We start from the raw sequence: 14150 nt of genomic DNA on the forward strand, positions 1-14150 counted from the left end.
GTCGTCACGGGCAGAACAGGAACGCGTTCCAGTCCGGCGGACCCTGTATAGCCCAGCGGTCCCGCGTTGTGAAGGCTCCTGACGTCGTGTCAGCTCCGACTACCCGGGACGGGAGCGGGGCCCGGGACGGGAGCAGGGCCCGGGACGGGAGCAGGGCCCGGGACGGGAGCGGGGCCCGGGACGGGAGCGGGACATTTGTCCTGCCGTATCGCTGACAAACGCCTCTGCCGGGCGGTACCGCCCCCCGCATAGCGTCGTACGCATGAAGAAGACGACTGGGACACCACCGGCGGTGTCCTTCACGGGGGCGGTCAAGACCTACGGTGCCCTGCGCGCCGTGGACGGCATCGACCTGCGGCTGGAGCACGGCGAGACGGTCGCGCTGCTCGGTCGCAACGGCGCCGGGAAGTCGACGACGATCTCGCTGCTGCTCGGCCTGAACGAGCCGGACGAGGGGGCGGTCGAGCTCTTCGGCGCGCCCCCGGAGCACGCCGTGCGCGCGGGCCGGGTGGGCGCCATGCTCCAGGAGGCGCGGGCGGTACCCCGGGTCACCGTGCGCGAGCTGGTCTCCTTCGTGGCCGGCCGCTACCCCGACCCGCTGCCCGTCGCCCGGGCCCTGGAGCTGGCCGGGATCGCGGACCTGGCCGGGCGGCGCGTGGACCGGCTCTCCGGCGGCCAGACCCAGCGGGTGCGGTTCGCGGTGGCGCTCGCCGGGAATCCCTCGCTGCTCGTGCTGGACGAGCCGACCGCCGCGCTGGACGTGGAGGCGCGGCACGCCTTCTGGGACTCGATGCGGGCCTACGCCCGGCGCGGCCACACCGTCCTGTTCTCCACGCACTACTTGGAGGAGGCGGACGCGCACGCCGACCGGATCGTCGTCATCGACCGGGGCCGGGTCGTCGCGGACGGCACGGGCGAGCAGCTGAGGCGGGCCGCGGGCGGCAACCTGGTCTCCTTCGACCTGGCCGGGCGCGGCACGGCGGGCCTGGAGCTGCTGCCCGGTGTGCGGTCGGTGGAGGTGCGCGGGGACCGGGCGCTGCTGCGCACGGACGACTCCGACGCGACCGTGATCGCCCTGGCAGGACTGGACGCGATACGAGGCCTGGAGGTCGTCCCGGCGTCGCTGGACGACGCGTTCCTCGCCCTGACCTCACGTGAGAAGGAGACGGTGTGATGTGGGACTACCTGCGGCTCGAGGTGCGCCGGACCCTGCGCGACGTGGGCTTTGTGGTCGGCGGGGTCGCGATGCCGGTGATGATGTACCTGTTGTTCACCAACATCGGTGACAACGACGGCAGTTGGAGGACGGCCTCCATGGTGGGCATGGCCGCGTACGGCGCGGTCGGCTCGGCGCTGAACACCGGTGGCGGGGTGGCCGAGGACCGGGCGATCGGCTGGCTGCGGCAGCTGAGGGTGACCCCGATGACCCCCCGTCAGGTCGTCGCCGGCCGGGCGCTGACCGGATCGGTGACCGTGCTGCCCGCGATCGTCGCGGTGCTCGCGGCGGGCGGACTGGTCAACGGCGTACGCCTGGCGGCCTGGCAGTGGGCGGCGATCGCGCTGCTGCTGTGGCTCGGCTCGATCCCCTTCACCCTGCTCGGCCTCGGCAACGGCTACCGGCTGACCGCCCAGACCACGGGCGTGACGAACATGATCTGCAACCTGGGTCTGGCGGTGCTCGGCGGCCTGTGGTTCCCGCTGTCCCTGTTCCCGGGCTGGCTGCGCTCGGTGTCCGCGTACACACCGACCCACCGCTTCGCCGAGCTCGGCACAGCGGTCGCGGACGGCCATGCCCCGGCCCTGGGCGCGATCGTGGTCCTCGCGGCCTGGCTGCTGGCGTTCGGTTCCTACGCTGTGCTGTCCTACCGCAGGACCGCGGGGACGATCTGATCGGGGGAACAGGGACATGTCCTGGGTGCGAAAGGTCTCGTGCCGTCTCAGTGCCTGGCAGCAGGCGCGGCAGACGTGGAAAGAGGAGACGGAGCGGTTCAAGGCCGAGCGGAAGGCCGCCCGGAAGGCCGGGAAGGTGCCCGAGAACCCGGGGCCACCGCCCACCGGATTCTCCCTGCTGCCCTGGCTGCTGATGGGGATGGGCGCCTTCTCCAACCTCTTCCAGGGCAAGACCCCCAACCCGTGGATCGGCGGTCTGGGCCTGCTCGCCTTCAACTCCTGCTACATCTACGTGGTGTTCCGGGCCTTCCACAAGCAGACGCGTCAGGCCGGGTCCACGCGGGCGGCGCTGGTCGTGATGGGCGTGGTGACCTTCGGCCTGGCCATCGGGTACGGCGGCAGTTGGCTGCTGTTCTTCCCGCTGCTGGGCCTCGCGACGGGAGCGGTCGTGCGAGGCCCTTGGCTCGGCAGGACGGGCCTCGCCCTCACCGCGGTCGCGGGTGCCGTCTCCTGCCTGCGCGACGGCTGGGACGGGCTGAACGTCGCGTACGGCACGTTCCTGTCGACGATGGTGACCGCGGCGATCCTGTCCCTCTCCGAGGCCGTACGGGAACTGCGCGCCGCCCGCGAGGAGCTGGCCCACCGCGCCGTGGAGCAGGAACGCCTGCGCTTCTCCCGGGACCTGCACGACCTGCTCGGCCACACGCTCTCGGTGATCGTGGTGAAGTCGGAGGCGGCCCGGCGCCTGGCCCCGCGTGACCTGGAGGCGGCGCTGGCCCAGGTCACGGACATCGAGTCCGTCGGCCGGCAGGCGCTCACCGAGATACGCGAGGCGGTGACCGGCTACCGCGAGGGCAGCCTCGGCACGGAACTGGACCGGGCCCGCTCGGCCCTGACCGCCGCCGGCATCGAGCCCGTGGTGCGCCGCTCCGGTCCTCCCCTGGTCTCGCAGACGGAGGCCCTGCTGGGCTGGGTGGTGCGCGAGGCGGTCACCAACGCGGTACGGCACAGCGGCGCGAACCGGTGTGAGATCACCGTCGACGGGACCTCGGAGCGCGTCCGGCTGACGGTCGCGGACAACGGGAGCGGCGCGCCCGCCGTGCCGGCCCCGGCGGGTGTCGGCGGGACGGGTCTGAAGGGCCTGACCGAACGGCTCGCGGCGGCGGGCGGCTCCCTGCGGGCCGGCCCGTCGCCGCGGGGCGGCTTCACGGTCACCGCCGAACTCCCGGTGGAGTCCGCGACGCCCGTTCAGCCGCCCCCTCAGTCGCTGTCCGCGGCGGCTACGGCGCCCAGGGCTGACTGACCACCCAGCTCACGTCGTTCGTCCATGACGTTGAGCTGTCCCAGGTGTTCGAGCCGCCGTTGCTCGCGATGTAGACGTTGTAGTCGTAGTGGCGGATGTATTTGCTCGGGTAGTTGTACGAGGCGAACGACGTCCCGGTGCCGCTCTTGCCGGTCCCCGGGCAGAACGTGGCGTCGGCTCTGAACTGCGCGGTGCCGTCCATGGGCTGCCGCAGGAGCTGGTAGTTGTAGTGCCGCAGGAAGTCGCCCGGGTAGTTCCTGGACTCGAAGGAGACGCAGGAGCTGCTCGCGAGGCCCCGGCGGACGATCCAGGTGGCGTCGTTCTTGTCGAGACTCGAACTGCTCGATGTGATCGGGGAGATGACCGCCGTGTTGTTCTGGTGGCGGATGTAGTCACCGGTGCAGCAGGAGGTGGTGGCGCGCAGCGAGATCTCGGAACCGGGGGTGAGGGAGCCGGTGGAGCCGGTCGCGCCGCCGTAGCCGACGGAGACGATGTTCGCCTGTACGGAGTCGTCGGCGGCGTCGGTCGGGATGCCGGAGGTCATCACGCCCTCGAAGAAGGACCCGATGGAGCCGTTGCTGTTGTCGCCGCCGGTGCCGAGGACGATCGCGCCCTCCTGGTGCATCGGCGAGTAGCCGCCGCCGCCCACGGTGGGTTCGCCGCCGGAATAGGTGGTGGTGAGACCGCCGGACTGGGCATTGCCGTATTTCAGCGCGAAATGGTTCTGGCCGTTGTTCTTCAGCAGCGCGGTCACGAAGGGAAGCGGTCCTGTGCCGGTGTTGGAGGTGTTCTTGCTGTAGCCGGAATCCGACTGGAACAGGCCGTTCTCCAGGTCGGCCTGGACCCAGGGGCCCTGCCCGTAGCACGGTGAGAACCAGCACTCGGTGCCGAAGTTGATGGCGTCCATGTGGCCGTTGCCGGTGTCCATGTTGTTGGTCTCGGCGTTGCCGTAGTCGAAGCAGCAGCGGCCGTTGACGTGCGTGCCGGAGGTGACCATGTACATCCCCTCGGCCTGCCCGTTGACCGCGACGCCCGAGGTCGAGTTGTCCCGGTAGCCCATGCCGGCCGAGATCTCCAGGCCGTAGACCTGGTGTCCGCCGACGGTCACCGGCAGCGCGTCCGCGGGCGCGCCGACGTCGGCCGCTCCGGCCCCGCCCGCGCCCTCGACGGTGAGGTCGTTGTGGCGGGAGGACTGGTCGTAGATCTCGGTGATGATGCAGGTCGTGCCGGAGCAGAAGGAGTCCTGGGCGGCCGCGTTGGCGTATCCGCCGGCCGCCAGCAGGCCGATGTTCGTCGTCGCGCTGTCCGAGGCGCGTTTCACCTGGTAGAGCGGGCCGTTGTACGAGGAGTAGAGCGCCCTGACGAGGCTGTGCGCGGCAACGCAGGGGGTGCCGGCGGCGGCGTAGATGTCGCACGGGAGCGAGCCCGCGGCGGCGGCCTGGGGCGCCCCTGCGCCGACCGTGAGGCCGAGGGCGAGCGCGACCACGGTCACGAACGCGGCCAGCGCGGACAGGACCGTGCTTCTGAGGCGCTGTGGCCGTGGGGGCGGGGGTGTGGGGGACACGGTGTACCTCTTCCGATTCTGGTAGGGCCGTGCGGGCGCCTTTCGAAATACCGAACGCCGTTCGGTCGAAATGCCGAACCTGTTCCCTGTCGAAATTCCGAACAGCTGCGGGAGTTGGCACGGCACAGGAATTGCCCAGGAGTTCTCCGAATGCCGAGCCGATTGTTTGACCACGGTCAGAATCCGTCAAGACTCGCGGTACGGAACAATGGAGAGTCTTTGATTGCCGGACGGCGCGGGCGAGTTGGCCGTACGGTCACGGACCCGGTCCGCTGCCCGTACTCTTGGCTCGTGGACGAGATGCCCCGAAGTCACCGGCCGACGCGATGCGTCCGGGTACTGCTTGCCGAGGACCAGGGCATGATGCGCGGCGCCCTCGCCCTGCTGCTCGGCATGGAGGAGGACATCGAGGTCGTCGCGCAGGTCGCGGCGGGTGACGCGATCGTGGACGCCGTGCTCACCCACCGCCCGGACGTGGCACTGCTGGATATCGAGCTGCCCGGGAAGAGCGGCCTGGACGCGGCGGCCGAGCTGCGGGAGGAGGCTCCGGGCTGCCGGGTGCTGATCCTCACCACCTTCGGGCGCCCCGGCTATCTGCGCCGCGCCCTGGAGGCGGGCGCCGCCGGCTTCCTGGTCAAGGACGGGCCGGTGGAGGAGCTGGCCGCGGCGATCCGCCGGGTGCTCACCGGCGAGACGGTCGTCGACCCGGCCCTGGCCGCGGCGGCCCTGAGCGCCGGCCCCAATCCGCTGACCGCCCGAGAGTGCGACGTGCTGAAGGCCTCCGTGGACGGGGCGACGGTCGCCGACATCGCCGCCAGGCTCCACCTCTCAGAGTCGACGGTCCGCAACTACCTCTCCTCCGCCATCGGCAAGACGGGCACCCGCAACCGCATGGAGGCGATGCGGGAGGCCCGGCAGCAGGGGTGGCTGTAGGGCCTTTCGCGAAGGCGGGTCAGCCCTGGCCGGTCCGCGTCCGGGGCAGCCACGCCAGCATCAGGACCGCCCCCACCAGCAGCACGTACCCGCTCGTCCGGAACGCCTCGGCGTACCCCTCCGTCAGGGCACCGGCCGAACCGCGCCCCCCGGTGCGCGTCGCCGCTATGGTGGACATCACCGCGAGGCCGAGCGAACCGCCCATGGTGCGCGAGGTGTTGACGAGCCCCGACACCAGTCCGGCGTCCCCCGGCGCGGCCCCCGATGTCGCGAGCGCGGCGAGCGGGGTACCCGCCAGGCCGGCGCCCAGCATCATCAGGATGCCCGGGAACATGATCGCCGTCGTGTACGAGCCGTCCGCCGTCATCGTCGACTGCCAGCCGAACCCGGCCGCCGCGATCAGCGTCCCGAGCACCGCCAGGTTCCGCGCCCCCACGCTCCGCATCACCTGCGGCGCGACCTTCGAGCCGAGTACCACGGCCAGTGAGCTGGGCACCAGGGCGAGCCCGGCGTCCAGGGGCGAGTAGCCGAGCACGTTCTGCGCGTACAGCGTCATGAAGAACCACATGCAGAACATCGCGGAGCCCGAGACGAACATGGCCGCGTTCGCCGAGGACACCGAGCGCACCCGCAGCAGCTTCAGCGGCATCAGGGGCGCCTTCGCCCGCGCCTCGACGGCCAGGAACAGGCCGACGAGCGCGAGCCCGGCGGCGAGCGGCACCAGCGTCGCCGCCGCCGTCCAGCCCTCCGCCTCCGTCTGCACGATCCCGTAGGCGAGCGTGCCGAGGCCCGCCGTCACCAGCAGGGCGCCCGGCAGGTCCAGACGCCGCCCGTCCCCCGCGCGGCTCTCCACGAGCCACCGTGCCGACCCGGCCAGGACGACCGCGCCGACCGGCACGTTGATCAGCAGCACCCAGCGCCACGACAGCCCGTCCACCAGCACTCCCCCGACGAGCCCGCCCGCCGCGCCGCCGCCGGCGCCCACAGCGGTCCAGGTGGCGATGGCCCGGGCCCGTGCGGCGCCCTCCGGGACCGCCGCGGTGAGCAGCGTCAGCGTCGAGGGTGCGAGCACCGCCGCCCCGAGCCCCTGTACGGCCCGGCCGACCAGCAGCTCCCAGTCCTGCTGGGCCAGCCCGCCGACGAGGGAGGCCAGCGTGAACAGGGCGAGCCCTATGAGGAACATCCGCTTGCGCCCGTAGAGGTCCCCGGCCCGCCCGCCGAGCAGCATGAACCCGGCGAAGGCGATCGCGTACGCGTTCACCACCCACTGCAGTCCCGCCGCGCTCAGCCCGAGGTCGGCCCGCATCGACGGCAGCGCCACGTTGACCACGGACACGTCGAGCACGACGAGGAACTGCCCGGCGCACGCGAGCGCGACCACCACCCAGGTGGGCGGCGCGGTACGACGGGTGGGCACGGTGTCTTCGGCGGCTCGCAGCATGCGCGCCATGCTCCCAACCCGGCCCCGCCGTCCGCATCGGGATTTCGCCCCACGCCGCCTCGGCCCTGGGACGTACGACATCCCTTGACGCATCCCCCGACGCATCCCCGGGCGGAGCCCGCGGCCACCGAGACGCATCCCCTGACACACCATCAGCAGACCGACCCCTGACGCGAGATCAGAAACCCATGAATCGGTCAAGAATTCGTTAGTACGCCAAAGCATCGGAATAGTTGCCTGTGCATACGGGGTTCATCCAGCACGTGTCCGCTCGGCCCCCCTGTCCCGAGCGACCCGTTCCGCACGACACCGACCAGGCCCGGAGGCCCCGATCCATGACGCACCCAACGACCGACCAGCCCGCGCCAAGGCCGTACGGCGCGATCGTGCCGGTGCTCGCCTTCGCGGGCATCGTGGTCGCGGTGATGCAGACGCTGCTCGTCCCGGTCATCAAGGATCTGCCCCAGCTGCTGCACACCACGCCCAGCAACGCCACCTGGGTCCTGACCTCCACCCTCCTCTCGGGCGCCGTCGCCACCCCGATCATGGGCCGTCTCGGCGACCTGTACGGCAAGCGGCGCATGCTGCTCACCAGCCTGGCCGTGATGGTGGTCGGCGCCCTGATCAGCGCCGTCACCAGCACCCTGATGCCCATGATCGTCGGCCGCACGCTCCAGGGCTTCGCGATGGGCGCGATCCCGCTCGGCATCGGCCTGATGCGTGACATGCTGCCCCGCGAGCGGCTCGGCTCGGCGATGGCACTGATGAGCTCCTCGATCGGCGTCGGAGGCGGCCTGGCGCTGCCCGCCGCCGCCCTGGTCGCCCAGCACACGAACTGGCACGCCCTGTTCTACGGCTCCGCCGGGCTCGGCGCCCTCTCCATCGTCCTCACCCTCCTCGCCGTACCGGAGTCCCCGATGCGCGCGAAGGGCTCCTTCGACCTGCTGGGCGCGCTCGGCCTGTCCGCCGGTCTGGTGCTGCTCCTGCTGCCCATCACCAAGGGCAGCGACTGGGGCTGGTCCTCCGGCACCACGCTCGGCCTGTTCGGCGCGTCCGTCGCGATCCTGCTCCTGTGGGGCGTGCTCGAGCTGCGGATCAGCGCCCCGCTGGTGGACCTGCGCACCACCGCCCGCCGCGAGGTGCTGCTCACCAACCTCGCCTCGATCATGGTCGGCGTCAGCTTCTACGTCGTCTCGCTCGTCCTGCCGCAGCTCCTTCAGCTGCCCACCGCCACCGGCTACGGCCTTGGCCAGTCCATGGTCGTCGCGGGCCTGTGCGTGGCACCGCTGGGCCTGACGATGATGTTCACCGCCCCGGTCTACGCCCGCCTGTCCGCCCGCTACGGCCCCAAGGTCACCCTGATCATCGGCCTGCTGGTCATCGCCCTCGGCTACGGCGGCGGCCTCGGCCTGATGGACGCCGCCTGGCAGACCGTGATCACCTCGGTGGTCCTGGGCGCCGGCATCGGCCTCGCCTACTCCTCGCTGCCCGCCCTGATCGTCGGCGCTGTCCCGGCCTCGGAGACGGGCGCGGCCAACGGCCTGAACACCCTGATGCGGTCCATCGGCACGTCGGTGTCGAGTGCCGTGATCGGCATGGTGCTGGCGAACACGGCCAACCACGTGAACGGTCTCGCCGTCCCGACCATGCACGGCTTCCGGGTCTCCTTCCTGATCGCGACGGCCGCGGTCGCCCTCGGTCTGCTGCTCGCCCTCTTCCTGCCCGGCCGCCGCCCCGCGGCCCGGCCCCAGCTGCGCGCGAGCAGCGAGGAGGACGCGAACCTGGAGCGCGCCGAGGAGGTGCTGCGGGGCTTCCGCGGCCGGGTCCTGGACGCCGAGGGCGCCCCGGTCGCCCGCGCCAAGGTCACGCTGATCGACCGCCGGGGCCGCCAGGCGGGCGCCACGCTGTCCGCGGAGGACGGCAGCTACACGCTGACGGTGCCGGCCGAGGGCCCGTACGTCCTGGCCGCCAGGGCCGCGGGCCACGCCCCGGTCGCCTCGTCGGCCACCCACTCGGGCGACGACCGCCCGGTGGACCTGGACCTGTCGCTTCCGGGCGAGCCGGTCCCGGTGGCGGAGGTCTGAGCAGCCCGCCGTCCACGCCACCCGCACCCCCCGTCGCCGCGCCGCCGGGGGGTGCGGCAGCATGGGGCGTCCATACGCCCGTACGACCGAAAGGACGCCCCATGCCCGCGGCGCCCAAGCCCGAGATCCTGGCCGCGTTCGAGGCCGCGAAGGGGTTCATGCCACGGCACGAGGGGCTCGCGCTGTACGAGGCCGCCGTCGAGGCGGGGCGGCTCGGGCTGCCGCTGCTGGAGGTCGGCACGTACTGCGGCCGGTCCACGATCCTGCTCGCCGACGCGGCCCGCGCCGCCGGGGTCCCGGCGCTCACCGTCGACCACCACCGTGGCAGCGAGGAGCAGCAGCCGGGCTGGGACTACCACGACCCGGAGACGGTCGACCCCGAGGTCGGCCTGATGGACACGCTGCCCACCTTCCGGCGCACCCTGCACAGGGCGGGCCTGGAGGACCACGTGATCGCACTGGTGGGCCGTTCGCCGCAGGTGGCCAGGGTGTGGAACACCCCGCTCGGCCTGGTGTTCGTCGACGGCGGCCACACCGACGAACACGCGAACGCCGACTACGAGGGCTGGGCCCCCCATGTGGCCCAGGACGGCCTCCTCGTCATCCACGACGTGTTCCCCGAGCCGGAGGACGAGTTCACCGGCCAGGCCCCGTACCGCGTCTACCTGAGGGCCCTCCAGTCCGGAGAGTTCACGGAGGTCTCGGCGAGCGACTCGCTGCGCGTCCTGCGGCGAACGCGGGCGAGGAGCGAATCGTCCCGTTAGGGTCGCAGGCATGTCGTACGTTGGACCGGACTTCGATGCCCCCGAACCCCGCCGCCCTCGGCGCGGGCCACTGACGGTGACGGTCGCGGCGCTGGTGCCCGCGGCGCTCCTCGGCTGGCTGGTCTACGAGGCGGTGGCCGACAGCGGCGGTCGATCGACGGGCGGGGCGCCCACGACCAGGTCCGCGGGGACCGCGCCGTCCGCCGCCCCGGGCTCTCCGGCCTCCCCGGCCGGTGGCGCGGAGAGCGGCGAGCAGCCGGACGCGTCGTCCACCGCACGGTCCGGTTCCAAGCCGCTCGCGGGCAAGGTCGTCGTCGTCGACCCCGGACACAACCCCGGCAACGTCCACCACACGGCCGAGATCAACCGCAAGGTCGACATCGGCACCAACTCCAAGGAGTGCGACACCACCGGCACGTCCACCAACTCGGGTTACACGGAGGCCCAGTTCACCCTGGACGTGGCGCGCCGGCTGCGCACGCTCCTGGAGCAGCAGGGTGCCACGGTGAAGTTCACGCAGGACGGCGACCGGTCGTGGGGGCCGTGCGTGGACGAGCGGGCGCGGATCGGCAACCAGGCGCACGCGGACGCGGCGATCTCCATCCACGCGGACGGCGCGGCCCAGGGCGACCGCGGCTTCCACGTCATCCTGCCGGCCTCGGTGCACAAGGGTGCCGCGGACACCCGTCGCATCGCCGGCCCCTCCCGCGACCTCGGCGAGCACGTCGCGGGCGACTTCGTCCGCGTCACCGGCAGCGCGCCCTCCAACTACGTGGGCGACGGCACCGGTCTCGTCGTACGGAGCGATCTCGGCGGTCTCAATCTGTCAACGGTTCCCAAGGTCTTCATCGAGTGCGGCAACATGCGCGACACCAAGGACGCGGCACAACTGACCAGCGGCTCGTGGCGGCAGAAGGCGGCGCAGGGGATCTCTGAGGGAATCGTGAGTTTCCTGCGCGGGTAGTGATCATCGGTTCGGACCCGGCGGACACCCCGGCCGGGCTGACGATAGTGTCATCTCTACGATGAGGGGCCACCCCCGCGCTTCGCACCGCGGCCCGAGGTCGACATGGTGACAGCGATGCCTCCACCGACGACGAGACGACAGACGAAGGACCCGAAGTGAATATCCGCTCCCTCACGAGAGGCGACGGCGTGGTGATCGGAGCAGCGGTATTGCTGTTCATCGCGTCGTTCCTCGACATCTACTCGATCGACGGGGCGCCCAGCAGCGCGGACATCCCCAGCGCCTGGGCCAGCGGACCGCTCCTGCTGAGCGTCTTCCTGGCCGGCATCATCGGCGCCGCGCTGGTCGTCGTCGCCCACGGCCTGCCGCAGGTGCCGAAGGTCGCCGGGCTCGACCTCGGGCAGTTCGGTGCCGCCTTCACGGTCTTCGCCGCCTGGAGCGCGCTCGGCAACGTCTTCGACCCGATCGGTGGTGTCGACAACCTCGGTGGCGGTGGCAGCGTCAGCGCCGGCATCGGCCTGATCCTCGGCCTCGTCGCCACTGTGGTCATGGCCGCTGCGGCGATCGCCGCGCCGCTGGTCCCGGCCCTGCAGGGCCCTCTCGTGCCGGCCCCCAAGCCCGCCGCCCCGCAGCCCTACGGCGGGCAGCCGCAGGGCGGGTACGGCTACCCGGGTGCGCAGCAGTCGCCGTACGGTCAGCCGCAGCAGGGGCAGCCTTTCGGCGGTCAGCAGCCGCAGCAGACGGTTCCCGCCGCGGACTTCTCGCCGTTCTGGTTCGCGGTGCCGGTGCCGCGCCCGCTGTTCCCGGAGGACGGCTCGCCCACGCCGATCGCCGAACTGGCGCCCGGCACCTGGTACCTGGCCGTCGAGCAGCGCGGCCCCGCCCTGGTGGCGCAGACGCAGGACGGCCGCCGCGGTGTGCTGCAGGACACGAGTGGCATCCAGCGCGGCTGAGTCCCACCGCCCGTCCGCACGGCCCTCCGCCCTTCCGGGCGGGGGGCCGTTGTCGTAGAGTCGCTGCCGCTCCTTGGACCTGATACTTCGTCAGGGATACTTCGTCAGAGAAGTGGTGGCGGCATGCGGCTCGGACTCGCGCTCGGCTACTGGGGGCGTGGCCCCGCGACGGACCACGTCACGCTGGCGCGGGAGGCGGAACGGCTCGGCTACGACTCGGTGTGGACCGCCGAGTCCTGGGGGTCGGACGCGTTCACGCCGCTCACCTGGATCGCCGCGCGGACGTCAAGGATCAAGCTGGGTACGGCGGTTGCCCAGATGGCGGCCCGCTCCCCCACCACCACGGCGATGCACGCGCTCACCCTGGACCACCTCTCGGGCGGGCGCATGATGCTGGGCCTCGGCCTGTCGGGGCCGCAGGTGGTGGAGGGCTGGTACGGGCGCCCGTTCCCGAGCTCACCGCTCACCGCGACCCGGGAGTACGTCGAGGTCGTACGGCAGGTGCTGCGCCGCGAGGCGCCGGTGGAGCTGGACGGCCGCTTCCACCCCCTGCCCTACCCGGGCCCGGAGGGCACCGGTCTCGGCAAGCCCCTGAAGCCGATCACGCACCCCCTGCGCGCCGATCTGCCCGTCCTGCTGGGCGCGGAGGGCCCGAAGAACGTGGCGCAGACGGTGCGGATCGCGGACGGCTGGCTGCCGCTGTACTGGTCGCCGACCCGCCCGGAGGTGTACGGGGCGGCGCTGACCGACCTGCGTGAGGGGTTCGTCGTGGCCCCGATGGCGCGGGTGAAGGTCTGCGACGACGTCGCCGAGGGGCTGCTGCCGGTGAAGGCGATGCTCGGCTTCTACATCGGCGGGATGGGGCACGCGGCCCGCAACTTCCATGCCGACCTGATGGCGCGCATGGGGTACGAGGAGGAGGCGCGCCGTATCCAGCGGCTGTTCCTTCAGGGGCGGCGCGAGGAGGCGGTGCTGGCCGTGCCGGACGCCTTCGCGGACGAGATCTCGCTGGTCGGTCCGCGTGAACGCATCGCGGAACGGCTGGAGTTGTGGCGCAAGGGCCCGGTGACGGACCTGCTGGCGCTGGCACCGGACCCGCACACGCTGCGGGTGCTGGCCGAGCTCAACTGACCGAAGGTGGGTAGGGCACCGCCGCGGAGCGCTGCACGGCGGTGCCCCGTTGGCCCCGTCAGCCGCGTGCGAGCTGCGCGGCGGACGGGAGCTGGTTGCGGACGGGGACGCCCGCTTTCCTGGCCGCGGCCTTCACCTTGTCGACGAGGCCGGCGTAGGACGCCGCGGCCGACTCGTCGCCCTTGCTCAGGCGGGACGGCAGGTCCTTGAGCCCGTCGACGCCCGGCGCGAGCGGGGCGAGGGCCCTGGCCAGCGCGGGGTCGCCCTGGGCGTTGCGTGCGGCGGCTCCGAGCCGGTTGCAGGCGAAGGTGCCGGCGAGTCCGGCCTTGGCCAGGGCGGTCCTGCGTCCCTTGGCGCCCTTCTTGAACGTACCGGCCTTCCACGGCTTCACGATCCACTCGTGGACCGCCCCGGCCGCGAGCCCCGCGTTCGCCGCGAACCGGGCCCTGGCGAACTTCTGCCGTTCCGCCGGGGTGGTCGGGGTGGGCGTGGGGACCGCGATGTACGCGGCGGCCCGCTGCGCGACGCTCCCGTGACCGCAGGCGGCGGCACCGGCGAACAGCGCGGAGCACACGACGAGCGCCACGGCGAGTGGGGGCACCCCCTGCTCGAAGAGCTTGGGGGAGCGTATCGGTGCGGGCACGGGAGCCTCCGGAACCGGGAAGCCGACTGATCCACCGACAGCTTCACCCACTCCGCCCGGCCTTGCCGCCCGGGCGTGGCGATCGGGTGACCCGGCTGCGCACGGTCGTCCCCGGGCCTCCAGGAGTTTGACGGGGAATCGCCGGGCAACCCGGAGGTCATGTCCCCTCGATATCGCAACGGTGCGAATCAGGCCGGTACGGTCATCGCCGTGATCGCGGACATCATGGCCGTCATCCTGGGCCTGTGGATCCTGATGTACCTGCTGAACGCGAACCCAGGCAACGATCTCGTGCAGTTCATCCACAACGCGGCGGCGTGGCTGGCCGGCTGGTCCCATGACCTGTTCACGTTCCACGAGGCGTGGGCACGGGTGGTCGCGGGCTACGGTCTCGCCGCGGTGGTCTACCTCTTCGTGGGCCACGCCATCGCCAACCGCATCCACCGTCACTGAACGCCGGCACTGAGCGCTGCCACT

Annotated in this window: 13 protein-coding genes; 10 read left to right on the forward strand and 3 right to left on the reverse strand. The window is 72.0% G+C overall.

Annotated elements, in window-relative coordinates; genetic code table 11:
• The first annotated feature begins 262 nt into the window (after window positions 1–262).
• From ACIRC0_RS14695 to ACIRC0_RS14705, 3 genes are read left to right on the forward strand one after another with little or no spacing between them, the layout of a single operon-like run.
• Complete coding sequence (locus ACIRC0_RS14695) at window positions 263–1174, forward strand: ABC transporter ATP-binding protein (RefSeq protein WP_403615868.1); 912 nt, start codon at window positions 263–265, stop codon at window positions 1172–1174.
• On the forward strand, window positions 1174–1890 hold the full coding sequence (locus ACIRC0_RS14700; RefSeq protein WP_403615871.1) for an ABC transporter permease: 717 nt from the start codon (window positions 1174–1176) through the stop codon (window positions 1888–1890). The genes ACIRC0_RS14695 and ACIRC0_RS14700 overlap by 1 nt, the downstream gene beginning before the upstream one ends.
• A 16-nt stretch (window positions 1891–1906) precedes the next feature.
• Window positions 1907–3193, forward strand: coding sequence for a sensor histidine kinase (locus ACIRC0_RS14705; RefSeq protein WP_403615874.1), 1287 nt, complete (start codon window positions 1907–1909; stop codon window positions 3191–3193).
• Here the strand turns inward: ACIRC0_RS14705 and ACIRC0_RS14710 are convergent.
• Entirely contained in the window at window positions 3171–4757 is a 1587-nt protein-coding gene (locus tag ACIRC0_RS14710) for an alpha-L-arabinofuranosidase B (protein WP_403615877.1), read from the reverse strand. The two genes, ACIRC0_RS14705 and ACIRC0_RS14710, sit on opposite strands and share 23 nt — an antisense overlap.
• A 300-nt stretch (window positions 4758–5057) precedes the next feature.
• Between ACIRC0_RS14710 and ACIRC0_RS14715 the strand changes: the two genes are divergently transcribed.
• Entirely contained in the window at window positions 5058–5690 is a 633-nt protein-coding gene (locus ACIRC0_RS14715; protein ID WP_403616506.1) for a response regulator, read from the forward strand.
• Window positions 5691–5709: 19 nt separating this feature from the next.
• Here the strand turns inward: ACIRC0_RS14715 and ACIRC0_RS14720 are convergent, their stop codons facing one another.
• Window positions 5710–7131 carry an MFS transporter gene (locus ACIRC0_RS14720; protein ID WP_403615880.1) on the reverse strand — a complete coding sequence of 474 codons (1422 nt, stop codon included), beginning with the start codon at window positions 7129–7131 and terminating at the stop codon, window positions 5710–5712.
• Window positions 7132–7466: 335 nt separating this feature from the next.
• Here ACIRC0_RS14720 and ACIRC0_RS14725 point away from each other — a divergent pair, with 335 nt between their 5' ends.
• From ACIRC0_RS14725 to ACIRC0_RS14745, 5 genes are all read left to right on the forward strand, one after another.
• Complete coding sequence (locus ACIRC0_RS14725) at window positions 7467–9215, forward strand: MFS transporter (protein ID WP_403615883.1); 1749 nt, start codon at window positions 7467–7469, stop codon at window positions 9213–9215.
• Window positions 9216–9316: 101 nt separating this feature from the next.
• Window positions 9317–9979 (forward strand): class I SAM-dependent methyltransferase, encoded by a 663-nt coding sequence (locus ACIRC0_RS14730; protein ID WP_403615885.1) that lies wholly within the window; start codon window positions 9317–9319, stop codon window positions 9977–9979.
• 10 nt (window positions 9980–9989) lie between these two features.
• Window positions 9990–10943 carry an N-acetylmuramoyl-L-alanine amidase gene (locus tag ACIRC0_RS14735; RefSeq protein WP_403615888.1) on the forward strand — a complete coding sequence of 318 codons (954 nt, stop codon included), beginning with the start codon at window positions 9990–9992 and terminating at the stop codon, window positions 10941–10943.
• A gap of 158 nt (window positions 10944–11101) precedes the next feature.
• Complete coding sequence (locus ACIRC0_RS14740; protein ID WP_403615891.1) at window positions 11102–11899, forward strand: hypothetical protein; 798 nt, start codon at window positions 11102–11104, stop codon at window positions 11897–11899.
• Between the two features lie 123 nt (window positions 11900–12022).
• A complete protein-coding gene (locus tag ACIRC0_RS14745) occupies window positions 12023–13030 on the forward strand; it encodes an LLM class F420-dependent oxidoreductase (protein ID WP_403615893.1) in 1008 nt (335 codons plus the stop codon).
• 58 nt (window positions 13031–13088) lie between these two features.
• On the opposite strand, the gene ACIRC0_RS14750 is transcribed toward ACIRC0_RS14745, so the two are convergent.
• Window positions 13089–13673, reverse strand: coding sequence for a hypothetical protein (locus ACIRC0_RS14750; protein ID WP_403615895.1), 585 nt, complete (start codon window positions 13671–13673; stop codon window positions 13089–13091).
• 159 nt (window positions 13674–13832) lie between these two features.
• Here ACIRC0_RS14750 and ACIRC0_RS14755 point away from each other — a divergent pair, with 159 nt between their 5' ends.
• Window positions 13833–14126, forward strand: coding sequence for a hypothetical protein (locus tag ACIRC0_RS14755; RefSeq protein WP_388986942.1), 294 nt, complete (start codon window positions 13833–13835; stop codon window positions 14124–14126).
• The last annotated feature ends 24 nt before the right edge of the window (window positions 14127–14150 follow it).

The sequence above is a fragment of the Streptomyces sp. NPDC093984 genome, from assembly GCF_044764595.1.
GTDB classification, from domain to species: domain Bacteria; phylum Actinomycetota; class Actinomycetes; order Streptomycetales; family Streptomycetaceae; genus Streptomyces; species Streptomyces cynarae.

Excerpts from the sequence above, each read along its gene's own strand:
- ACIRC0_RS14695 (WP_403615868.1), top strand. The coding sequence starts at position 263 with ATGAAGAAGACGACTGGGACACCACCGGCGGTGTCCTTCACGGGGGCG.
- ACIRC0_RS14700 (WP_403615871.1), top strand. The coding sequence starts at position 1,174 with ATGTGGGACTACCTGCGGCTCGAGGTGCGCCGGACCCTGCGCGACGTG.
- ACIRC0_RS14705 (WP_403615874.1), top strand. The coding sequence starts at position 1,907 with ATGTCCTGGGTGCGAAAGGTCTCGTGCCGTCTCAGTGCCTGGCAGCAG.
- ACIRC0_RS14715 (WP_403616506.1), top strand. The coding sequence starts at position 5,058 with ATGCCCCGAAGTCACCGGCCGACGCGATGCGTCCGGGTACTGCTTGCC.
- ACIRC0_RS14720 (WP_403615880.1), bottom strand. The coding sequence starts at position 7,131 with ATGCTGCGAGCCGCCGAAGACACCGTGCCCACCCGTCGTACCGCGCCG.
- ACIRC0_RS14725 (WP_403615883.1), top strand. The coding sequence starts at position 7,467 with ATGACGCACCCAACGACCGACCAGCCCGCGCCAAGGCCGTACGGCGCG.
- ACIRC0_RS14730 (WP_403615885.1), top strand. The coding sequence starts at position 9,317 with ATGCCCGCGGCGCCCAAGCCCGAGATCCTGGCCGCGTTCGAGGCCGCG.
- ACIRC0_RS14735 (WP_403615888.1), top strand. The coding sequence starts at position 9,990 with ATGTCGTACGTTGGACCGGACTTCGATGCCCCCGAACCCCGCCGCCCT.
- ACIRC0_RS14745 (WP_403615893.1), top strand. The coding sequence starts at position 12,023 with ATGCGGCTCGGACTCGCGCTCGGCTACTGGGGGCGTGGCCCCGCGACG.
- ACIRC0_RS14755 (WP_388986942.1), top strand. The coding sequence starts at position 13,833 with ATGTCCCCTCGATATCGCAACGGTGCGAATCAGGCCGGTACGGTCATC.